This window comes from Solibacillus sp. GQ1, from assembly GCF_059758555.1.
This window is the reverse complement of the sequence record NZ_JCAXEX010000002.1, coordinates 288086-309683: the sequence shown is the minus strand read 5'-3', so window position 1 is coordinate 309683 and position 21598 is coordinate 288086. Positions and strand designations below refer to the sequence as shown.

Annotated in this window: 20 protein-coding genes; 6 read left to right on the top strand and 14 right to left on the bottom strand. The window is 39.3% G+C overall.

The genetic code is table 11. The features are described from left to right. Positions 1-10 precede the first annotated feature (10 nt). The 7 genes from AC6CH1_RS13850 to AC6CH1_RS13820 all read right to left on the bottom strand — a co-directional run bounded on the left by AC6CH1_RS13850 (position 11) and on the right by AC6CH1_RS13820 (position 6810). A complete protein-coding gene (locus tag AC6CH1_RS13850; RefSeq protein ID WP_427712309.1) occupies positions 11-511 on the bottom strand; it encodes a GNAT family N-acetyltransferase in 501 nt (166 codons plus the stop codon). 64 nt (positions 512-575) lie between these two features. Beyond that, entirely contained in the window at positions 576-1592 is a 1017-nt protein-coding gene (locus AC6CH1_RS13845; RefSeq protein ID WP_498318047.1) for a hypothetical protein, read from the bottom strand. 139 nt (positions 1593-1731) lie between these two features. Further along, positions 1732-2784 (bottom strand): NAD(P)/FAD-dependent oxidoreductase, encoded by a 1053-nt coding sequence (locus AC6CH1_RS13840; RefSeq protein ID WP_498318046.1) that lies wholly within the window; start codon positions 2782-2784, stop codon positions 1732-1734. A gap of 82 nt (positions 2785-2866) precedes the next feature. After that, the gene (locus tag AC6CH1_RS13835) at positions 2867-3682 is read right to left on the bottom strand and encodes an ABC transporter ATP-binding protein (protein WP_427712303.1); all 816 of its coding nucleotides are present in this window, start codon (positions 3680-3682) and stop codon (positions 2867-2869) included. Then, positions 3682-4713, bottom strand: a complete 1032-nt coding sequence (locus AC6CH1_RS13830; RefSeq protein ID WP_427712299.1) for a FecCD family ABC transporter permease — start codon at positions 4711-4713, stop codon at positions 3682-3684. The genes AC6CH1_RS13835 and AC6CH1_RS13830 overlap by 1 nt, the downstream gene beginning before the upstream one ends. Continuing rightward, on the bottom strand, positions 4710-5744 hold the full coding sequence (locus AC6CH1_RS13825; protein WP_427712296.1) for a FecCD family ABC transporter permease: 1035 nt from the start codon (positions 5742-5744) through the stop codon (positions 4710-4712). Before AC6CH1_RS13825 ends, AC6CH1_RS13830 begins: the two co-directional genes overlap by 4 nt. Position 5745: 1 nt before the next feature. Continuing rightward, positions 5746-6810, bottom strand: a complete 1065-nt coding sequence (locus AC6CH1_RS13820; protein ID WP_251690134.1) for an iron-siderophore ABC transporter substrate-binding protein — start codon at positions 6808-6810, stop codon at positions 5746-5748. Positions 6811-7168: 358 nt separating this feature from the next. On the opposite strand from AC6CH1_RS13820, the gene AC6CH1_RS13815 reads away from it, so the two are divergent. The 4 genes from AC6CH1_RS13815 (at position 7169) to AC6CH1_RS13800 (ending at position 11584) form a co-directional block, all read left to right on the top strand. Next, positions 7169-7552 carry a MerR family transcriptional regulator gene (locus AC6CH1_RS13815; RefSeq protein WP_427712293.1) on the top strand — a complete coding sequence of 128 codons (384 nt, stop codon included), beginning with the start codon at positions 7169-7171 and terminating at the stop codon, positions 7550-7552. Continuing rightward, positions 7549-9063 (top strand): class I adenylate-forming enzyme family protein, encoded by a 1515-nt coding sequence (locus AC6CH1_RS13810; protein ID WP_498318044.1) that lies wholly within the window; start codon positions 7549-7551, stop codon positions 9061-9063. The genes AC6CH1_RS13815 and AC6CH1_RS13810 overlap by 4 nt, the downstream gene beginning before the upstream one ends. Next, positions 9044-10696: an acyl-CoA dehydrogenase family protein gene (locus AC6CH1_RS13805; protein WP_498318042.1), complete on the top strand. Its 1653-nt coding sequence runs from the start codon at positions 9044-9046 to the stop codon at positions 10694-10696. Before AC6CH1_RS13810 ends, AC6CH1_RS13805 begins: the two co-directional genes overlap by 20 nt. Positions 10697-11053: 357 nt before the next feature. After that, complete coding sequence (locus tag AC6CH1_RS13800) at positions 11054-11584, top strand: hypothetical protein (RefSeq protein WP_498318041.1); 531 nt, start codon at positions 11054-11056, stop codon at positions 11582-11584. Between the two features lie 60 nt (positions 11585-11644). Here the strand turns inward: AC6CH1_RS13800 and AC6CH1_RS13795 are convergent, their stop codons facing one another. The 7 genes from AC6CH1_RS13795 to AC6CH1_RS13765 all read right to left on the bottom strand — a co-directional run bounded on the left by AC6CH1_RS13795 (position 11645) and on the right by AC6CH1_RS13765 (position 18622). Continuing rightward, a complete protein-coding gene (locus AC6CH1_RS13795; RefSeq protein WP_251690138.1) occupies positions 11645-11995 on the bottom strand; it encodes a hypothetical protein in 351 nt (116 codons plus the stop codon). A gap of 84 nt (positions 11996-12079) precedes the next feature. Next, positions 12080-13726 carry a M20/M25/M40 family metallo-hydrolase gene (locus AC6CH1_RS13790; protein WP_498318039.1) on the bottom strand — a complete coding sequence of 549 codons (1647 nt, stop codon included), beginning with the start codon at positions 13724-13726 and terminating at the stop codon, positions 12080-12082. A 362-nt stretch (positions 13727-14088) separates the two neighbouring features. After that, positions 14089-15255: a hypothetical protein gene (locus AC6CH1_RS13785; protein ID WP_498318037.1), complete on the bottom strand. Its 1167-nt coding sequence runs from the start codon at positions 15253-15255 to the stop codon at positions 14089-14091. 14 nt (positions 15256-15269) lie between these two features. Further along, positions 15270-16094, bottom strand: a complete 825-nt coding sequence (locus tag AC6CH1_RS13780) for a hypothetical protein (protein WP_498318035.1) — start codon at positions 16092-16094, stop codon at positions 15270-15272. Further along, on the bottom strand, positions 16094-16780 hold the full coding sequence (locus AC6CH1_RS13775) for an ABC transporter ATP-binding protein (RefSeq protein WP_498318034.1): 687 nt from the start codon (positions 16778-16780) through the stop codon (positions 16094-16096). Before AC6CH1_RS13775 ends, AC6CH1_RS13780 begins: the two co-directional genes overlap by 1 nt. Next, on the bottom strand, positions 16773-17150 hold the full coding sequence (locus tag AC6CH1_RS13770; protein WP_008406052.1) for a GntR family transcriptional regulator: 378 nt from the start codon (positions 17148-17150) through the stop codon (positions 16773-16775). The genes AC6CH1_RS13775 and AC6CH1_RS13770 overlap by 8 nt, the downstream gene beginning before the upstream one ends. A 176-nt stretch (positions 17151-17326) precedes the next feature. Beyond that, positions 17327-18622 (bottom strand): transglutaminase domain-containing protein, encoded by a 1296-nt coding sequence (locus AC6CH1_RS13765; protein ID WP_427712260.1) that lies wholly within the window; start codon positions 18620-18622, stop codon positions 17327-17329. 229 nt (positions 18623-18851) lie between these two features. Between AC6CH1_RS13765 and AC6CH1_RS13760 the strand changes: the two genes are divergently transcribed. After that, complete coding sequence (locus AC6CH1_RS13760; protein WP_498318032.1) at positions 18852-20936, top strand: DUF2339 domain-containing protein; 2085 nt, start codon at positions 18852-18854, stop codon at positions 20934-20936. Positions 20937-21049: 113 nt separating this feature from the next. Continuing rightward, a complete protein-coding gene (locus AC6CH1_RS13755; RefSeq protein WP_087618661.1) occupies positions 21050-21505 on the top strand; it encodes a helix-turn-helix transcriptional regulator in 456 nt (151 codons plus the stop codon). Positions 21506-21598 lie beyond the last annotated feature (93 nt).

Here is a 21598-nt window from a genome sequence, read left to right as displayed (position 1 = left end):
TTTTTATTAGCTATAATTCTTTTGCCATCCACACTTGATCATAATAGTTGCCGTCAATCTTTAGTGCACGCTGTTCCTTTGCGAATTGCTTAAATCCTAGTGATTCGTAAAGAGAGATTGCCTGTGCATTTGTTGACTCGACTGTTAAATGTAATTGTTCAAGACCTTCATTTTCTCTTAATAGGCGCAACAGTTCTTCTATCATATCCCGCGCTACACCTTTCCCTCTTGATTCTGGCATAACATAGAGACCGACAAGAACGCCTTTATGATTTAGTTTTGCACCCGTTTCTCTTTTAAATGTCGCAATTCCGATCAGCTCGTTCTCTTCAAATGCCCCAAGCGTAAATTTATCGGCTTGTGGGCGAAGTCGTTGTTCAATTTCCGGAACCGTATAATTGTTCTCATGTTCAAAAGACGAGCTAAATAATGTTGGGGAATTTAAAAGCCCGTGCAATCTAACCTTTTTATATTGCTCTGCATCTTTATAACCTAATATCCGAATATTCATCTTTTCACCTCATAACATTGCGTTCGCGTTCTATAATCTATACCCCATTTCTTAATCTTTTACACTATTTCTCTATTATCGCTAACTCTATTTCGCTACGTAAAAGCGCTGGCGCGTCTGCATAAACCCCAATATACTTTGCCTTTTTTTCAAATCCGCCTACTACTTGAATTGTCTGCAATTCTTTCAGCTCAATAATAAAATCAGGCTGCTCCTCTGTATTTCCTAATACTTTAAAATGATGGATCTTTTCATCTTGTACGGACGTATGCAACTGGGAAATATTTTTCAGGTCAATTTTTGTTTGTTTCAATAAGCCGTTGGAAAGATATAAATTTCCGTTTTCGATACGGACTGGATTTAGTACTAATGCGCGGGAATCTGCTAGCAAGAATATGAGTCCATAAAGTGAGAGAACTGTATGGCCCCAAGCTAAAATCGGCATACGGTCATGGAAGAACCAATGAAAGGCGACTGCTTCAAATAATGCCGCATGGAAAATCATCACTAAAACACCTACGTACATTGTATTTTTGTGAACGGTATATCCGCTTGGCTGTTTTTTCTTCCAACTGCAAAACGCATAATAAAAAACAAGTATCTCCTGGCAAAGTACTCTCATTAATACATTATCTTTTACTTTCTCTGCTACGATTCGAGGAAATGCAAAAATAAGTTGCTCCTGCTCTAATTTGACCGACCGAATGGTGCTCGGTAAATATTTTATGAAAACAAATAAAATGATTAATTCTATTAAAACCAATCCGGCTTCAACAGCGATTGCAGAAAAAGTTATATAACGGAAAGGTTCCATCAATCCATTAGGGATGACTAGTCGAGCAAATAAAATACCCGCAGCAACAAAGACAATAAAATTTTTGACAGTCCATTTTCGCTTTTGCAGCAAGAGAAGCGCAGGTGCCACAACCGCACAGTCTATTAGTGAACCGATTACCATTCCATGTACTTGCTCATCTGAAAGTGCGGAAACAAACGATAACTGATAAACAATCATATTGCCCAGTAAAATGACACATGCAATCAAGAGCCATTTATAATCAACTACTCTTTGAAAAACCATCGCAATCCCCTTCCTTAGATACACCGTATAAATTCCATAAATCTGGTACTTTCATTATAATTGAATATTACCCTTATATCATAAAAAAACGCAGAAGTTCACAAAAACTTCTGCGTTGTAATTATTCTATTTGATCGTACTAGCCGTTCACCAGAATGTCCTTCATTAGTTCCCTGTTGCGTTTTTCGAACACTTCATTATGCGAAGAAACTTTTGCATACTGATCTGCTGTTGGTTCAAGGCTAATTTTGATGGCATTGATCGCATTGACCGCATCCTGGAATGTACCGGTAATTAAATATACTTTGTTATCATATTTGGAAATATCACCAACAGCGTAAATACCGTCAACCGATGTCAGCCCTTTACCGTCCGTCAAATAATAATAGTCATAGTCTTTATCTTTTTCCGGAGAGAGTGCCGCATCAAAAGAAAAGGAAGAATCCCGGTCATAGCCGTGGTTGACAAGGACATCATCCACTACGATTTTCGATGTTTCCTTTGTTACGACATTTTCTAAAATGACTTCTTCTATTTTTGTTTTCGTCTCATTAGCCACAAGGGTTTTAATCTGTGTATTTGTAATGATCGGAACGCCATTATCCTGCAAATGTCGGATTTGTGCTTCGTGTGCAGATAGCTTTTCGCCTCGGTAAATAACTGTAATCTGCTTGGCAATGCCGATCAGATCCTTCGCCCAGTCAATCGCCGAGTTGCCACCGCCTGAAATCAGCAGTGACTTGTCCTTAAAGCTTTGAATGCCTCGAATTGTATAATGCAAGTTCGATACTTCATACTTTTCCGCGCCTTCAATATGCAATTTAATCGGACTGATAATGCCGCCACCTACTGCAACGATCACTTTTTTCGAATAGTGTTTTTCGCCTGAACTTGTCTCAATCACAAATAAATCTTCTTTTTTTGTTATGAAATCGACTTTCGTATTTAGACATACGGTTGGCTTAAATGTCAGCCCCTGTTTAATGAGATTTTCAATGACTTGCTGTGCTGGAGTTGGAGGCATACCGCCGATATCCCAAATGATTTTTTCAGGATAAACATGAAGTTTCCCGCCGAGCGTCGGCTGAAACTCCATGATTTTTGTTTTTAAATCTCTCAACCCTGCATAGAACGCACTGTATAATCCGCTAGGACCACCGCCAATTATCGTTACATCATAAATATCGTTCATTCGAAACACTCCATTCTTTTCATTTGTCGGACAATAACGCTTTTCGCGAAATCGCCTCCGGATTCCATTGACTAAGTTGCAGCTAAACGAGCATTCCGGATTTCGAATGGTGTCTTCCGATAGGTACAACAGAAGGCGAATCCGAAACAGGATCTTGTGTGACAACACAGTTTAAATTAAATATATCTTTGATCAATTCACTCGTAATGACGTGTGCTGGTGCTCCCTCCGAAACAAGTCGACCTTTATGTAAAGCAAAAATATAGTCGGCATAGCGGGCGGATAAATTAATATCATGAAGTACCATCACAATTGTCGTTCCGTGCTTACGATTTAAATCCGTCAATAAGTCCAAAATCTCCACTTGGTACGTAATATCCAAGTATGTAGTCGGTTCGTCCAAAAACAAAATGTCGGTTTGCTGTGCAAGTGCCATTGCAATCCATACACGTTGTCTTTGCCCCCCTGAAAGCTCATCGATATGACTGTCGGCAAGTTCGGTAATGTTCATCATTTCCATCGCTTCCGCAACTGCATCGTAATCCTCAGTTGACCAGCCTTTTAAAAAGCTCTGATGTGGAAACCGGCCCCTGCCAACTAAGTCAGCAACTGTGATGCCTTCAGGTACGATCGGTGATTGCGGAAGAAGTCCTAAAACACGTGCAAGCTGCTTCGGCGGGATTTTGTTAATCGATTTATCATCCAACAATACTTGGCCGGAGATTGGCTTGATTAATCGTGCCATCGTTTTTAAAAGTGTCGATTTTCCACAGCCATTCGAACCGATAATAATGCTGATTTTATTGCTTGGAATCGCTAGACTAACACCTTGTAAAATCGCTTTGTTGTCATAGCCTGCAACAAGATTTTCCGTTTGGAATGTATGTGTCGATTTCATCATAAATCTCCTTTCCGATTAATACGGATTAATAAATAAATTAAGTATGGTGCACCGATTATCCCTGTAATGACCCCTACTGGATAGCGTGTCTCAAAAGCAAACTGTCCGATAAGGTCTGCCGCCAATACTAAAATGACCCCGATTAAACCTGCAGGAATAAGACCTGAAAATCCGACACCTACTAATTTTTTTGCGATGGGACCTGCCAAAAAGGAAATAAAGGCAATCGGACCGGTTGCAGCAGTCGCCAATGCAATCATGAGCACCGACGTAATAATAAGGATGACTCTCGTTTGATTTGTATTGATGCCTAGAGATGTTGCCGCCTGTTCACCAAGTTCCAGCATTTCCAGACGCTTTGCAAAATACATTAAAATCGGAGTGCAAATACACACGATAAGAATTAGCGGGTATAAGTTCGTTAATTTTGCACCGTTTAAACTACCGCTCAGCCATCTCATTGCAGCCGGAATATCATGTGTATCCCCGATGAGCATTAAATAGTTGATAAAGGCCGTCAGCATCGCCTGAATGCCGATACCGATTAAAATAAGTCGACCAATCGAAAAGGATGTGCCTTTTGCCAGCAGATAGATAAAGATAGCTGTTGCAAGACCTCCGATTACAGCAGCGATGGATACGACCGTATTGCTTGCATTTAATACAATGATGCAAAATACAGCTGCCGCACTTGAACCTGTTGTAATTCCGATTACATTTGGATTTGCAAGCGGGTTGCGCAGCATCGTCTGGAAAATATAGCCCCCGACACCAAATGCAAAGCCTGCAAACAAACCGGCCACCATTCTTGGAAAACGAATTGTATTTACCGCAAAGGATGCTCCCTTCACTTGTTCACCTAATAAAACCTTTATGACATCCTGTACCGGATAAATCGTGTTGCCAAGCATAAGCATCAAACCGCAAAGTACTAGCGAAATGATTGCCATCAAGGTAGTCATCAATATAAACCGGCGTTTTCTTTTTAATCTTGACGTCTTAATCATCTTCATCGTTTCATTCATCATATTGCACGCATTTTCGCTTTCATCGTAATTAAAATTAAAATCGGCGCACCTATAAAGGCCGTCACAATTCCAACTTCGAGCTCACTTGGACTGCCAAGAAGCCTTCCGATCACATCGGAAAAGGTTAAAATAATCGCCCCCGACAATGCTGACATCGGAATAATATAACGTAAATCAGGACCTACTACGAGACGTACGATATGTGTAGCTAATAAACCAATAAAGCCGATTGGACCTGCCAATGCCGTTGCAGCACCACATAATAATACGCCACCTAATGCCGCTACAATTCTTACAGTACCTGTGCGTACACCCAGCCCTGTCGCAACATCATCACCTAATGCCATCGCATTTAATGCCGGAGCTGTAATTAAGGCAATAAATAGTCCTACTACTATAAATGGAATAAATAACGTGATCGTATCCCAGCTGCCGGAACCGACACTTCCGACTTGCCAAAATCTAAACTGATCCATTACATTCGTTCTTGGTATCATGACTGCCACAACCAGTGATGATAAAATTGCACTCGTAGCTGCACCTGCCAACACAAGCTTTAGTGGTGTCGCACCACCTTTCCCCATTGAACCAATCCCAAATACAAAAATAGCGGTAATAAAAGCTCCCGCTATCGCAAGCCAAATATACTGATTTGCTGAACTGATATTCAAAAAGGCAATGCCGCAAACGACAAAAAGGGATGCCCCTGTATTGACACCTAATATACTTGGATCTGCAATAGGGTTACGTGTCACCGATTGCATAAGCGCTCCGGAAACACCTAATGCTGCACCACATAGTAAGCAAAAAACTGTTCTTACTACACGCTGCCTTACGACGTTCGCTTCATGAGACTGAGCCTCTGAATGGAATAACCCATTCAGAAGGTCTGTCCAGCTAATCATCCGCGAACCAAATACAAGTGATGCTAGTATACATAGTCCGAGTAAAATTATTAAAAGCAATAATACTTTTATAAAATTGCGCGGCATCATAATTTGTTTCTTTTCTAAAACGGATGTACTTTTCATATTACTTTAACTTTTTTGCAACTTCCGAAATTAAAGTTACATATTCGTCGATTGTATATTGAATTGACAGCGGGTTCGGATTTCCTGCAGCAGCAAGTGGTGTGTTGTCAGGAATAATTAAAACCGTACCATTTTTGATTGCAGGTACTTTACCTAAAATCGGATCTGCCTGAAGTGCTTTTAATGTGTTGTCATCGCCATAGGCAATCAGAATTTCAGCATCATTTAAAGCATCTGCATTTTCTGCACTTAACTCGATATAGAAGCTGTTTTCATCCTGAACTTGCGCTTTAATGCTTTCCGGATATTCCATACCTAGCTCTTCCAGTAATTCACCGCGTGGATCAGCTGGTGTATAGATATAGAACTTCGATAAATCTGTAGCGTTAAACATACCGAACGCCGCTTTCTTACCTTTGATTTCCGGGAATTCGTTTGCTTTATCTTGGATTAATTTTTCTGTATCAGCGATCAATTGTTTACCTTCTTCTTCCATACCCATACCTTTTGAATTGTATAGGATTTGGTCACGCCATGTAATAACCCATGGAATTTCCGGATATGCAACAACTGGTGCAATCTCGCTTAATGTATCATACTCTTCTTGTGTAATTCCTGAATACGCCGCTAAAATCACATCCGGATTTGAATCTGAGATTGCTTCAAAATCTATACCATCTGTATCTTGGTAGATGTTCGGATTTTCTTCACCAAGCTCTTTTAATTTTTCTGCTGTCCATGGAAGCATACCGCTTTCATCTTGTACACCGTAATTTGCTGCTGAGAAACCTACTGGTACTACACCAAGAGCAAGTGCCACATCATGGTTTGCCCATGCAACTGTTGCTACACGTTCCGGTTTTTCTTCAATTACTGTTTCACCTAATGCATGTTTAATTACGATTGGGTATTGAGTTGCCGAATCTTCAGAATTCGAAGAGCCTGTTGTTTCATTTGACTTATTCTCATCTGTACTTGTTTCTTTATCTGAGCAGCCCGCAACAACTAGTAAGCCCATTGCTACGAAAAGCATTGCCATTAAAGAATAGAACTTTTTCGTTTTCATCTAATTAACGCCCCTTAAAATTGATTGATAACAATTATCATTTTCACTAATTAAAATAATAATGCTATTTGATAATGATTGTCAATGAGATTATTACTTATTGCGGATTATTTTTTATATAGTAAGAATTTTATACGAATATAAATAAAAAAGCGGCTTCTCGATTGAGAAACACGCTGAATTTAATAAGGGCTATTAACCTTATCATAACTTCTAAAGTATAACGATTGTATTTGACTCAAACCTCACTTCCCCATTATTTCATTCCTTAATAAATATTTTTTCTATTTTAATCTTTATTTCTCTTTAAATTGACGTTAACGTAAATGGTATACTTTCGCCAATGGGGGGTGTCTATGTGAAATCCATTAAAACAATCGCTAAAGAATATGCACTCACACCTAGAACATTGCGCTACTATGAAGAGCTCGGGATTTTAAAACCGACACGACCTCATAATGGAATGCGCCATTATTCCAAACGGGAGGAGGCAAAGATCAAGCTAATTATCAGAGGAAAAAAGTATGGCTTTTCTATGGAAGAAATTAAGGAAATGATTTTGCTTTTTGACCTTGACCGTACAGGTATTAAACAGCTGGAGCGGACAATCGAATACGGTCAGCAAAAGTTAAAGGAGATTGACCAGAAGATTCAAGAGTTGTATGAAATCCGTCAAGATATCGAAAGGACGGAAGCTATTTTTCGAGAAAAACTAATTCTATTATTGGAGGACCAATCATGAATATTTCTAATCTGTTAGCTCGTCATGCAAGAAAGTATCCGAATCAAATTGCTGTCATTAGTCTCGGTCAGGAAACGACGTATCAACAATTGGATGAACAAGTAAATAAAATCGCCGGCTCATTGCGTACAAGCGGAATCGTTAAAGGTGATAAAGTCGGGATTTTCATGCCAAATGTGCAAGAGTTTGTCACGCTTTACTTTGCCATTCAGCGTGTTGGTGCTGTCGTTGTACCGATCAATGCCAAGTTTGTCACGCGTGAAATTGAGTATGTGCTCAATCATAGCGATGCAAAGGCGATCTTTGTCCATGAGTTGATTTTCGAACAGGCTGCTACGATTATGTTCAATGGTCTAAAAGTAAAAACAGGTCCTGCTGTCCATGACTGGCAAAGCTTCGATCATTTCCAGACAGCTGCCCCTAATGAAGTTGTATGCTGTGATTTAGTGGAGGATGACGATTCGACTTTACTTTATACTTCCGGCACAACCGGCAATCCTAAGGGAGTTTTACTGACTAACCGTAATGTACTTGCTGTATCGCATATGATTGCAATTGAAATGGAAGTAAAACCTGAAAGCCGAATGCTGATTATGATGCCGTTAACGCATTCAGCTCCATTGAATTTATTTTTAGTTACAGCTGTTTTAGTCGGGGCAACCGCTGTACTCACACCGACGTTTACGCCTGACTTGTTAATCGACACGGTAGAAAAATACAAAACGACACACTTCTTCGGGGCACCTGTTGCCTATCTTTTAACTGCCGGCTCACCGCGCATCGCAAATGCAGACCTTTCGTCAATGAAATGGTGGGTTTACGGAGGGGCACCGCTGTCTGAAAAAGAAGTCGTCTATATCCAACAGCAGTTTAATACGGACAACTTAGTATGTGTGTACGGTTTAACGGAAGCGGGTCCGAGCGGATCGATTCTACACGCAGCCGACCATCCTCATAAAGCAGGTAGTATCGGAAAGCGTGCACCATTCGGAACAGAGCTGCGTGTTATTAACGCATTAAATGAAGATGTAACTCCTGGAGAAATTGGCGAAATCGTTTTATATGGTGAAGGTAATATGAAAGAGTACTATAAAAATCCGGAAGAAACGAAAAATACTTTCGTTGATGGCTGGGTACGTTCAGGCGATTTAGCCCGCATTGACGAAGAAGGCTATATTTACATTGTTGACCGTAAAAAAGATGTGATTATTTCCGGCGGCGTCAATATTTATCCGAAAGAAATTGAAGATCAGATGCTGCTGCATGACGCTATTTTTGAAGTAGCGGTGTTCGGCGTGCCGCATCCTGAATGGGGCGAAACTGTAAAAGCGGTTTACTGTGCGAAAGTCCCTGTTTCCGAGCAGGAAATTCGCGAGCACTTAGAAGGCAAACTTGCCGCATTTAAAATCCCGAAATTCTTTGAACAAGCTGAAGCACTTCCGCGCAATGCTTCCGGGAAAATATTAAAACAACAGCTAAGAGGTGAAGCAAATGCAAGTGTTAGCCAATAAACGTGAAAAGAGCCAGAACTTTTATGAATTTGATCAAACATTGCATCAGCTATTACAACAAAAGCTTTCCCCTTCTTTTTACCGTTATGCAGATGAACGGCTGACTGCATTCGGTGCACTTTGTGCAGGACCAATTGATGCCCGTGCCAAAGTGACGGACCGGGAAGGCGAACCGAGATTACGTCGCTATAATGCATACGGCGATGAAGTGAGTGAAGTCATTGTAAACGAAGGCTATAAACAAACAGTTGCCGAAACATACGCAACCGGAATTGTCGGCTATGTGCATAAAGATATTCCTAAATTAGGTCACAAAGGCAATTATGTATACAGTTTTGCGCAGGGCTATTTATTATCTCAAACTGAGCCAGGGTTTTACTGTCCTGTTACATTGACGATGGCCACGGCTTATTTATTCGAGCACTATGCATCTGAAGAGCTAAAGCAGAAGTTTATGCCGCATATTTGTGCTACAGGCGATACGGAATTATTTGAAGGGGCCACGTTTTTAACGGAGCGTCAAGGGGGATCAGATGTCGGCGCAAACGTTGTGGAAGCGCGATTTGAACAAGGTGAATGGCGTTTATACGGTGAGAAGTACTTTGCATCGAATGCCGGGATGTGCGGAGTTGCAATGGTACTTGCGCGCCAGACGACCAATTCCAAGCAAGGTTCACGCGGCTTAACATTGTTTGCTGTACCGTCGCGTGACGACGATGGTGAGCTTAATCACATTACAATCCGCCGTTTGAAAGATAAGCTTGGCGTAAAAGCGGTACCATCAGGGGAAGTTGAGTTTAACGGTGCAAAAGCATATGTTGTTGGCGATCCGTCCAAAGGAATCTACTATATGCTCGAAGCGCTTAACCTATCCCGGATTTGCAATGCCGCAGCATCTGTTGGCATTATGAAACGTGCACTGGATGAAGCGGTCCATTATACAAATGGGCGTATCGCTTTTGGCCAGACTGTTGCCGAGTTTCCGATGGTGAAGCATACGTTAGGCGCATTGCACGCAAAATGGCATGCATCACTTGTCGCGTTATTTGATTTAGTATCGCGCTATGAGGAGGTTATCGGCGGTAATGCATCTGAAGACGAACAGCAAATCGTCCGCCTGTTAATTGCGTTAGTGAAAAAGGAAACGGCAGAATGGGCGATCGAATTTACCCATGAAGCAATTGAACTACATGGCGGCAACGGCTATATCGAGGATTTCGTACTCCCCCGTTTACTTCGGGATGCCCAAGTATTAACCGTTTGGGAAGGAACTGCGAACATTTTGGCACACGAGCTCATTCGCCTTGTGCAAAAAAATGCGCATATTACGCTCCTTCATGAACTACAGCAAACGAGCCATCCGTATTTGCAGCAGCTTGCCTCTGTCGTGGAGCAGCGTTTTGCAGTGTTTGTCACACTAGATCCGGCAATGCAAACGCTCGAAGCAAAACCGCTGATGCAACAGCTTGCTCGTCTATACGAAGCAGTTGTCGCAGTAAAGCATGCTGAATCGGGCGGTGAACGCGAGCAGATGCTGGCGGAAATTTATATCGAAGAACAATTTGATCAAAAGCCCTTTGGTGAAGTGCCGTTAGCGGTGAAAGGGTTTAAATTGTTGAATAGCGGTTATTGATTGGTTGAGTGGAACGCCTTGGTTGAGTGGTTACCGGGCGTTTTTTGTTGGGCTGGATTATGTTGTCCGGGATTTGTGCCGGGTGTCACTAGAGTTTGGCCGGGTATTCTAACATAGTTACAGAAGTTCAAATATCATTTTATTTGTTCTAATAAAGTTGCGATTTTCAAATTTATTCTCCAGTTGTTCTAATATCACCTCCAGACTTTACAATATCGGGTTGAGTTTTTCTGAAATCGTGTTCAATTGTCTAATAAAAAAAGTGCGAGAAAAAAAGATTCCTTTTTTTAACTTTCTGTTGTCTAGTTACATAGTTTAATGGGTATGAGATTTTAGATAGGATATGGAGGATGGAAAATGATTCGATTATTAAAGAAAATGAACGGTGGCACACAATTTTGGCAAGCCTGGAAAATGAATAAGCAGATTCATATATTATCCGGGACATTAGGTGAGCAAGGTAAGGAGGAGGAACTGCCGTTAGGATTTTTCCAAAGTTCTAAACGCGTCATGGAAAAACTGGCAGCAGAGAAGGTCAGTCAAGGCTATGAATATGTAGATCCCGGTTCTTTAATTAAAATTGCTGTTCAATACCGTTATGAACTGGAAGAGCAGTTTGAAGAAGCGGAAGAAAGAAGCCTGTTCGTGGAGGATTTATTAGATGATATTTTGCACGAAACTGGAAACGGCGAGCTTTATGGCTCCGAAATCGGGGATGGTGCCGGCATTACGTTCTGCCTCGTTGTTGATTTAGGATTAGCACTGAGATCAATCTTAACAGAACTAACCGAACATCAAGTAATTGATGGAGCGGAAATTGCCTATTTAAATGATGAGGAGACCTATATTGGCATTTATCCTGAAGGCATAGTGTTTGAGCTCGTATAAATAAAAAATAAGGGTGTGAACCATATAAAACACTGTCCACACCCGTTATATCTTTAAAGTTTACTTCGCTTCTTCAATCGCTTCCATTAAAGCAGGAAATAACTTTGCATCGTCTGCATCTTCATCTGTTACTTCATTTAAAATCTCAAAATCATCTGCATCGATGACAAACAGGCTTATGCCTTCTTTTAAAAATTCATCGGCTTCTACTTCGCCTTCGTAATATTGATACGTTGCTAAAACGATGTTTGAACCTTCTTCTTCATCAAAGAAGAAATAAAGCTTTTCCGTGTTGCCGTATACTTCTTCTAACACATCTTCCAGTGCTTCCGTACCTTTACTCCACTTCACTTCATTATTTATTGTCGCTGCCACGAGCGATTCTAATAGTTCGTCTACTGTATTTGTCATAATAAGCCTCCAACTCCGCTCTATTTCGCGGTTAGTATTCCCACTGTAACATAAATCTAACGTTAAAACGTTAAAGACAGAGTATTATTTGCTTACTATTTGTTCATTCACCTCATAATGCGCAGCGAATAATTTTTCAATTGTCAATTGCAATAGATCGACTAATGTTACAAATGCAAAATCCGCGTCAAGCCGCTCTGTCCATTTATGCGGATCTCCCCCAACCGGACCAATGTTCAGCACCGGTACATTCAGCTTTTTCATATCCCCGATCGGCAGCGAGTAGCCTTTATCCCAAACCGGCATATTGTTTATAAGGGACGCAATCGAACTGTTTTCATAGTTTAAACCTACATAACTTAAATCCGATATTCCGGCAAAGTAGTTTTGAATGTGGAACTCCATATCATATGTTTCCTGCGTGTATTGCTTCAACTCATTTACAAGGTTGCTGATGAGTCCATTTTTGCCCGAACTGATTGCAGGATAAAATGGCGGCGCAAAGAAAATGACAATCATCGGTGCCAGTTCATTACATAACGCAGCTAATTGATCGACTAGTTCAATCGTTCGTTTCCGATCGTCTTTTTCGCTGTCACGATTTGATAGAAGCCCTTCAACTTTTTCCTCACCGTATTTCTCCAGCGCATATTCGTAAATCTCCTCATACGTCATGACCTTCACTTTTAATTCTTGCGGTGTAAACTCCGTATGCTGTGAGTACTTCGTAGCTTTGTTCATATAGGACTGTTCTATTTCACTTGCTGCTCTAATCGCTTTTTGCTGAAGCAATGAAACAACGTCTGTCATGCTTCTTTCAAATAGAAATAAATTAAACAGCGTCACAGCCCGGTGTGAAATTTGTGTGGAATACTCCGTTTTCAAGTCGTGATAAATTAAGTTCGTAGGAGGCGGTGTAATTTCTTCGCCCACCTTTTCACAAAAATCCGTATTTAATTCCATTTCAGCTGTGATTACCGATGCCATATAATTTGCATTCAATCCCCCGAACGGTTCCCCAACATGGGCTTCCTTCCCGTAGCATAAAAAGCCCGGCAATGCTTTTCCGATAGATCCTGTATAGAAGTAATTATTTTTATCACCCGGAAAATTGCTGAACATCGGCTCTGAATTTAAAACCGTAGTGTATTCAAGACCATGCTCTTTTGAAAGTTGTACAAGTTTTGGAACCGCTGCTCGCATTCCTTCAGAGTTTACTTCCTCATCAGGAACGGTCAATAAAAGAATGTTGCCGTCGTACTCTCCGAACGTCGCTCGCTCAACAATGGACATATGCAAGGCAAGCCCGCATTTCATATCCATTGTCCCTCTGCCGAATAGCCAGTTTCCGCTCTCCATATCAACCCGCACTGCTTCAGGCAAGTCGTCCTTGATCGAGTAAAATTGTTCCGTTAGCTTCTCAGGATCAAAAGCATATTGTTTCCATTTTCCGTAGTCCTGAACATCCACTACATCAAAGTGACTAATTAATACAATTGTTTTTTTTGTATCTGGAGATTTTTTGACCAACGCGTTAATGAAACTACGCCCGTCACTCAAATATGTTCGATTTAAATGGCCAGGGTTTTCTTTGAAATACACCAGCTCCGACAGTTTATTCACTACAATATCAGGGAATTCCTTTTCTGCCTGTGAACCTGAAACACTTTGCACTTGTACAAGTTCACATAATAATTGCCTTAACTGCTCTTTGCTCTTCCATTTAATCACAACATACCCTCTCCTTTGTCTAATTCTAGCTGTCTCTCTATGTCGCCTCATTTTCCTCAGTGTAAATAAATGTGAATATTCAGTCAATCATTTGTTTAAGACTATACTATTCTTCGAGAGTTGAAGCGATCAAAAAAATCCCGCTACCATTTAAGATAGCGGGATTTGCTATGTGCATTTAAGTTTATTTCTTTTCTTTACCCATTGAAATGGAATAATTGAATTAAAGATAATGCGTTAATTAATAACGGCTTGCCGGAATATCGTAAAGATTTTCCGCACATGCACGATTAAGCTACTTTCTATTATATACTCCAAAAATCTGTTGGTAGCCAAATTCATTGAGTTTTAAATCGTTTCAGTTACTTTTCTAATTCATAAACATCAGTTATGTGAATATAATATTTTTGTTCCACATTATTATTGATAAGTTTTCCTTCATATAATAATGTACCTTGTTCAATATCAAAAATCTTGAGTATAAAATCATTATTCACTTCTGTCATGACGTAGAATTTTCCGTTTAGCGTAGCCGTGCTATTAAGTTCAGGAATTAACACTTTTTCAGAATACGGTACAGTAATCGGTTCAAGCCATCGCTGCTGTCCGATATTATAACTGTAAATGACTATTTCCTCTTTTGTTGAATAGGCGATAACTAAATAATTATCATCCACTTCAATACTTTGCATGTTCTGATCTAAACCTTCCGGTAACTGAATATCTGTTATTTCATTCGTTTCCGTATTTAATGCGCTGAACTGACGTGAAAAAATATCTTGTTCAGGATTTTTCAAATCAAAAGAATTTATAGCATAGACGTGGTATTTTTCATGACCTAAATTTGAATAAGAATTGTAGGAATCAATACTTCTTCTTGTCGTATCATCCGTTGTTGCTTCTTCAAGTAAATTTTCACTCAGCAGCTGCTGCTTTTTCAAATCAATAATTACTTGATACATTTTTTCGCTTCCGTCATTATCCATTTGTTTTACAATAAGTTTAAGCTCATTATCAACAACCGTAATGTCATTATAAAAAACCCAGTTATATCTATTTTTCAGTTGTGACTCGATAGTAAATGAAGTTTTTTCATCCTTCACTTTATCCAGTATATCAACTTCATAACTATACGTGTCCCCTTCTTTTATCTTCCAGCCTTCCTCAGGTTCATTCATATAAATAAGCTTCGTATCGTCCTCAAAATAGTTATTTTCAATAAATGCTTTACCGCGCATAAAGCTTTTATGTTCATCTATAAGTCTTTGAAACATTATCGGCACTGTACGGTTATGAATAGATTCAATTAATGTGGATTCATCTTTACTAATAAGAAGTAAATTGTATCCTATCCCATACTCAACGCTTGTTTCGAACATCAATGAATCTATATATTTATCATCACCAGAAATTTTTTCGAATGTAAAATCATACTCTTTGTCTTTTGCGTTCACTACTTGTATATAGTGCACAGTAAATGTTACAACGATGATTCCGGCAATTAAAAGAAGTTGCCAATATTTTTTCATGTCATTCCCCTCCTCTACACATTAATCTTTCGTTTTAATAAATAATCTGCTAAATAAATCGCAAGGGCAGTAGTTAAAATACTGAACCCAGTAACGATTAAATAAATCTCATTCGTATAAAAATAATCGGTGATTGTTTGAATGATTACTGGAACCATTACAATGACAACTGAAATCACAATATAGATTAATGCCAGGAAAAGCCCTTTAAGATGATAGCTGCGTTCAAATAATATAGAAGTAAAGACTACTGCAACAGCTGTAATACCAATTACATAATAGAAAACAAATAATAACGGTGATTGTGGATACAATAAATCCAGTATTTCAGTAGAATAAATATAAATTACACTTTCATCCATCCATAATTGGTCAGGTACTATTCGTTGAGTAATTTGTTTCACAACTTCCAGTAAGATGATTTGCATTCCTGTTAAACCGAAAACAAAAAGCAAAATTGTTGTCAATTTGGCAAAATACACATTTCTGCGTGCTGTAGGCAGCATGAACAAACGATAAATAACCGATGATTTTCCTAACCAATCACGATACCAAATAAAAAATACATAGATCATAAGTAACGCTGCTGCAAATACAAGGGATAGTATGAAGTATTCCGAGAATAAAAAGTTCTGCAGTGAATACGCACCATAGTTTTGTATATAGTCACTTACTGTCATTTGGTCACGCAGCATCGTTGTTTCCGCATTGCTTACATAATGTAAAGACGTGATAATAGCCCCGAAAATTTGGGCTGCTACTACCGCAATTATTAAAGCTAGAAAGAGTTTACTAAATCGTTTCACTTCAAAATTGACGAGCTTTATATAGTGATTCATCAGACATACACCTCCCGCATTACATCTACTACGGATTTGCCTTCTGTTTCCCGCATCTGTTCTACATTCATTTCTCTTAATACACGGCCGTCTCCGATAAGCACCGCTTTGTCGATTAAATGCTCGATATCATTAATTTCATGTGTTGTAATAATAACGCCGCGGTTTTCGATTAAATGACTCGTAAAGACATTTGCAATCTGTTCCCTAGAAAAGATATCGATCCCTGAAAATGGCTCATCCATTAGTATGTAGTCTACATCCAATGCCAAGCCAAGCAGTAAATTGACTTTTGCTGTGTTCCCTTTTGACAAGCTTGAAATTTTATCGCTCGGATCCAGTTGAAAAAATGCGAGAAGTTCTGTTGCCCGCTGTTCATTCCACACTTTATAAAAATCGGCCATAAACTCGAAGCTTTGTGCAATTGTATAGTTTGGTGACATTGTCAGACGGTCTGGAATATACGTAATTTTTTCGTACGCATCTTTGCTGATTTTTTTTCCATCGATTAAAATTTCGCCACGGTCAATCGGAGTGAGCGCCATGATAGATTTCATAATGGTCGTTTTTCCTGCACCGTTAATTCCGATCAGGCATGTAATTTGCCCTTTTTCTGCAGTAAAGCTCATATCTTTCAATACTTGCTTTCTTTTATATTTTTTAGAGACACTTTTAACTTCAATCACGATGCTCCGCCTCCTCATACTGTTTCTGTACGAGCTCCATTATTTCGGGAAGTGGCGCATTGATTGATTTTATCGAACTGATAAATACTTGCACCGCTTCACTGATTAATTCTTCACGTACACTTTTTAGTACCGCTTCATCTTTCGTAATGCAACTTGGCATATTTCCTTCTGTATAAATCAATTTCTGCTCCTCCATTTCCTTATAGGCACGCTGCACTGTATTCGGGTTGATTTTGAGCTGATTGGCCAACTCCCGTCTAGATGGGATGACATGCCCTGGCGCAAACGAACCTTTTGCAATTTGTTCCTTAAAATGACGGATAACCTGCACATATACAGGATCCCGGTTATTGAATTTCACATCCACCTTGTTCAGCTCCTCTCGTGTATTACTCACTTAGTACACTATCTGCAAAAAAATCCATATAACCGAACTCTGTACTAACTGCTTAATACAGTATGCATAAAAAAATGTATTAAGCACTTCATACACCCAATAAGTGTATTATGTGGTTAATACATTCTTTTGTCAATATTATTTTTTTACAGGTAATCATTTACAGATGTTTTCGGATAATCCGCTTTAATCCATTCATGGTCATTCGAAAGTTTTTCATCGCTTATGAGGAAATATTGATAATGGACTCGATCTCCCTGATCCGGAACCGGGTCATTCCATGTAATATCGAGGTGATACCACTGTCCATCCACTTTCACCAAATTCCAGGCATGTGGTCCGCCGGCATTACCGACAACATATTTCGCCTCGATACCGAGCGCTTCAAACATTAATAATGCAGCCAATGCATATCCTTCACAGACACCTTCCCCATTCATTAAAACAGAATACGGTGTATGTGGATTTGCTTTACTGTTCACATTGTACTCCGTATGCACAACTAGATAATCATTCACAAATTTCACTTTTTCCGATACCGTTGCGTTTTCCGGAATTGTACTTATAATTTGATCGATTTTCCCTAGCACAATGGCATTTTCTTCTGCTGTTAAATCATAGTTTACCGTTGCATGCCATTCAACTTTATTGCCGTAGTATTTGGCGCGTGTTGAGAACTCGCCCATGACCGCCCATAAATATGGTTCATTTACTTCCAGCCATGCAAATACTTCATCTATTGTCGTTTCAAAATCGGAGACATCCCCTTCATAGTAAACCGTAAACTGATGTTCAAACTGCGACATATGATGGGCGATTGCCTGGCCTAACTGCTCCACATTGGTCACTGCCTGCGGTAAATCTTTTACGTCGTAAACCGGAACAACCTTCTTATTCGCCAAATCCTGAAAATTAAAGCTTTGCAGTTTATTTTCACCTTGCATAAAGCTTGTCACGATCTGATCAATTTTATCTTCCAAGTTAACATTCAGTTTTAATTGAATGTCTTGGTCAACTGTCGGCAATGTCAGTGAAGAGGCTTTTACTTCCTCTTTCAAAATTCCTCCTGAAAGAATTGTCGCAATAAGAAAAAGACATGTAAATAACCCTTTTGAATACGTTAATGCGCTTGCATACAGTTTTGTAAAAGGATTTCTCGTCATACGGTTTAATTCCGTATTTGCTTTCAGTTCAAACTTATCTCGGTCTCTGGAGGCAAATAATCGATTTGGTTTTGATGTCGCGTTATTATAAACACTTTTATATACGTCAAATAGCTGTTGCTTATTGCCTTTTGCCAATTTAATTTGTTTAAAATTCTGCCTGATTCCTTTTCGTATTCTGCTTCGAATATATAATTGTGCGGTAAAGGAACGAAACAGCTTGATAAAAATTACTAGGACGATTAGAAAAATGATTGAAAAAATAATTAAATTACTCATATTACCCCCTACTAATTTTACTTATTTCTATATTACTTAATTATAGTTTCAAATGATAAATAATATGCATGACATTCTCATAAATAGTCCTTTTACTATTTTTCTCGCCCCTTATTTATAGATTAGTTTTACGGTAAATGAATTTTCCGAAAACAATTTACTTCCACTGCATAAAAGTGTAAAATTACACTAATAGAGTATCATTACTTTTATTGAAAGAGGTGATTGTGTGGAAAGAGATACAGAAATGCTGGAACGGATTGCGGCTTTGGAACAGGAAGTACGCTCATTAAAAACAGAAGTACAGCATTTAAAGCAACATGTGAAAATAGAGCAAGTTGTACCCGTTCAAAAAGAACCGGTAAAACCTTTTGTACGAAAAAAACTACCTGTACCAAGTAGTACGGTTGCTGTTCCTAGAGAAGACCCTATTCCAGAAAAGGAAAAGCGGTCACTGGAAGACTTGTTTACCCGGGCATTACCGCGAATCTTTACGGTCATTTTAGTGCTCGGTGTCCTCTGGGGCTTAAAACTCGTTAGTGATTACGGCTTCTTATCCGATAGCGTCAAAATTATTGCCGGCTTTGTATTATCTATTGGTCTTGGCGCATGTGCATACTATATGGAGAAAAAGGAAAAAGGGTCACGGGTTGTCGCGTTATCGCTTTACGGTGGTGCCTTCATTGTCGGGATTTTAACAACTGCTGCGGGGGCCATTTTATATGATGTGCTCAGTTTATATGTAGCATTAATTTTTGCCCTAATTTATATTGTTTACGGCGTTTTCATCAGCTATGTTAAAGGAAATGAAGCGTTGACAGCACTCGTTGTCTTTACGTCATTATTACTGCCGTATTTATTGGAATACATGCAGTTTAGCGGAGTGATTATCGGCATTTTCGTCGTGTTGCTTTTCGCCGTTGTGCAAGTCGTTATTTTAAAACATACACAGCGTAGAGCACTTTATATCGGGACGGCCTTTTCAGTTTTAGCACTGGCGGTTGTTTCGATATTCCATGATGAACGACTGGCCTTTTTTGCATTTGCGATCATTGCCGTTTTCAGTCTGTTTCTCATAAGTTTCATACGGTTATATTCTAGTAATAGTAAGTTGCATGCTAGTTTACTATTCACTTTTACAGTCATCGTATTGTCACTCATAAACGGAATACTTTCTCGTGAAGAGACTCCGTTACTAGTCGCTCTTGTTTTGTTCTTTGCGATTGTAGCCGGCGCTTTATATATCGTATTCAAGCGTGCGGAACGACTGTTAATTGATATGTTCGGGACATTATCGATTATTGTACTGCTGAATATTATTACCCAGCTCAATATTTCAAGCGAAATGTCATTGCTTCTGATGATTGTCGTGTCATTTGGCGGACTGGTCGTTGCGTTGAAGCATGCGATTTTCTTCATGAAATGGGTTAAGGGTATTACGTTTTCTGTACTCGCCTTTTTCGTTTTAATGTTTTATGAAGTGGAGCCATTCTTCTCATTGAAGCATTTGAACATTGTTCTTGTTATAGCGATGCTAATAGGTCTTTATAAAGTCCTGCTTCAGTATAAAGCTGCACCGGTTGAAGAGAAAAAGAGACTTTTCAAATTGGAAGATATTTATCCGTGCCTATTATATTTAGTTGCCCTACTTTATGTTTGGAAACTGGACTGGGCGTATATGCCGCAGCACTACACAACGTTTTTAGCAATTAGTTTAATTGCATTTGCATTTGCCGCTGTTTTAGTCGTCAAACCCGAAATCGTCGGTCATTTTCTTCCTTGGCTTGCTTCTGGCGTTTATGTGTTTGCGGGACTTGTTTTACTTTCCACTGTATGGGTTGATGACCAGGCAGTTATCGTCGCCCTTATCGTTCGCATTTTGTATTTTGCCATTCTGTGGGCAATTGTTGCTGATGCTTGGGAAAAAGGATGGATTTATAAAAACTACAAAACGTTTTTCAGCCAATATATAGAGCAACTGACGATCGCCAGTATGATTATTTCGATTATATGGATTTTCAGTATAACGAATTTCATGAATTTCCATGATCTTATCAATTGGAACTCAGCGGTTATTCTAAATACTGTATTTATTTTCACCATCGCCTGCTTCTCGTTGTTCCTTGCAGCGAAACGAAGCTACTCGAATTTGAAGATGGTCGGTATTGGCTTACTGTTCTTCGGGATTATCAAGATGATTTTCTTTGATTTATCCGAGCTCGACATCCTTATTCGTTCGATTTCGTTCATCATTATCGGTGCAATCGGACTTGTCATTTCAAATAAGCTACTCGGAAAAGGAAAGGACGAATAATTGTTATATGAAAGTAGTCTGGGCGATTTTGCTCAGGCTATTTTTTATTTCAATTCGTCGAAATAGAAATGGCATTATGTTATATTTAGTGTATTATTACACGAGGTGATTCGATGGATCGAGATTTTATTATACAAATAACATCGGAAAGTTTGAAACTTATCCGCACTGAAAATAACTATACACAAGATAAAATGGCCGAAATTTTGGGCATTTCGAAAAAGACACTCGTACAAATCGAGAAAGAGCGTACTTATGCAAACTGGACAACGACGATTGCGATCTGCGCCCTCTTCCGTCATAGCGAAACATTACAAAACCGTATTGGCGGCGACCCGATGGAAGTCATTGAACTTACCGCACATAATGTCATCATTACCCCACGTGAAAAAACAATGGGCGGTTATGTTTGGTGGAAGAACATCGACGAATATAAACACCACCGACTTCAGCAAAATCTTTTAAGCAAGCATTACCGCATTTTAGATGACGAAAACTATCGAATCATTAGTACGTTTGATGAAGATGTCGTAATGGAAAAATGGCAAGCAATAAAAACAATTGTTTAATTGAAATTACGAGTAAATAAACGGTCCTGCTGAGTGAATTTCCCCTGTCAGCAGGACATATTAATTTAACCCCTCTTTTAATTCATTCACTAA

Bases quoted from the DNA above. Each gene is read 5' to 3' on its own strand.
- AC6CH1_RS13850 (WP_427712309.1), bottom strand. From the start codon at position 511: ATGAATATTCGGATATTAGGTTATAAAGATGCAGAGCAATATAAAAAG.
- AC6CH1_RS13820 (WP_251690134.1), bottom strand. From the start codon at position 6,810: ATGAAAACGAAAAAGTTCTATTCTTTAATGGCAATGCTTTTCGTAGCA.
- AC6CH1_RS13825 (WP_427712296.1), bottom strand. From the start codon at position 5,744: ATGAAAAGTACATCCGTTTTAGAAAAGAAACAAATTATGATGCCGCGC.
- AC6CH1_RS13785 (WP_498318037.1), bottom strand. From the start codon at position 15,255: ATGAAAAAATATTGGCAACTTCTTTTAATTGCCGGAATCATCGTTGTA.
- AC6CH1_RS13755 (WP_087618661.1), top strand. From the start codon at position 21,050: ATGGATCGAGATTTTATTATACAAATAACATCGGAAAGTTTGAAACTT.
- AC6CH1_RS13805 (WP_498318042.1), top strand. From the start codon at position 9,044: ATGCAAGTGTTAGCCAATAAACGTGAAAAGAGCCAGAACTTTTATGAA.
- AC6CH1_RS13830 (WP_427712299.1), bottom strand. From the start codon at position 4,713: ATGATGAATGAAACGATGAAGATGATTAAGACGTCAAGATTAAAAAGA.
- AC6CH1_RS13800 (WP_498318041.1), top strand. From the start codon at position 11,054: ATGATTCGATTATTAAAGAAAATGAACGGTGGCACACAATTTTGGCAA.
- AC6CH1_RS13765 (WP_427712260.1), bottom strand. From the start codon at position 18,622: ATGAGTAATTTAATTATTTTTTCAATCATTTTTCTAATCGTCCTAGTA.
- AC6CH1_RS13845 (WP_498318047.1), bottom strand. From the start codon at position 1,592: ATGGTTTTTCAAAGAGTAGTTGATTATAAATGGCTCTTGATTGCATGT.
- AC6CH1_RS13780 (WP_498318035.1), bottom strand. From the start codon at position 16,094: ATGAATCACTATATAAAGCTCGTCAATTTTGAAGTGAAACGATTTAGT.
- AC6CH1_RS13840 (WP_498318046.1), bottom strand. From the start codon at position 2,784: ATGAACGATATTTATGATGTAACGATAATTGGCGGTGGTCCTAGCGGA.
- AC6CH1_RS13810 (WP_498318044.1), top strand. From the start codon at position 7,549: ATGAATATTTCTAATCTGTTAGCTCGTCATGCAAGAAAGTATCCGAAT.
- AC6CH1_RS13835 (WP_427712303.1), bottom strand. From the start codon at position 3,682: ATGAAATCGACACATACATTCCAAACGGAAAATCTTGTTGCAGGCTAT.
- AC6CH1_RS13795 (WP_251690138.1), bottom strand. From the start codon at position 11,995: ATGACAAATACAGTAGACGAACTATTAGAATCGCTCGTGGCAGCGACA.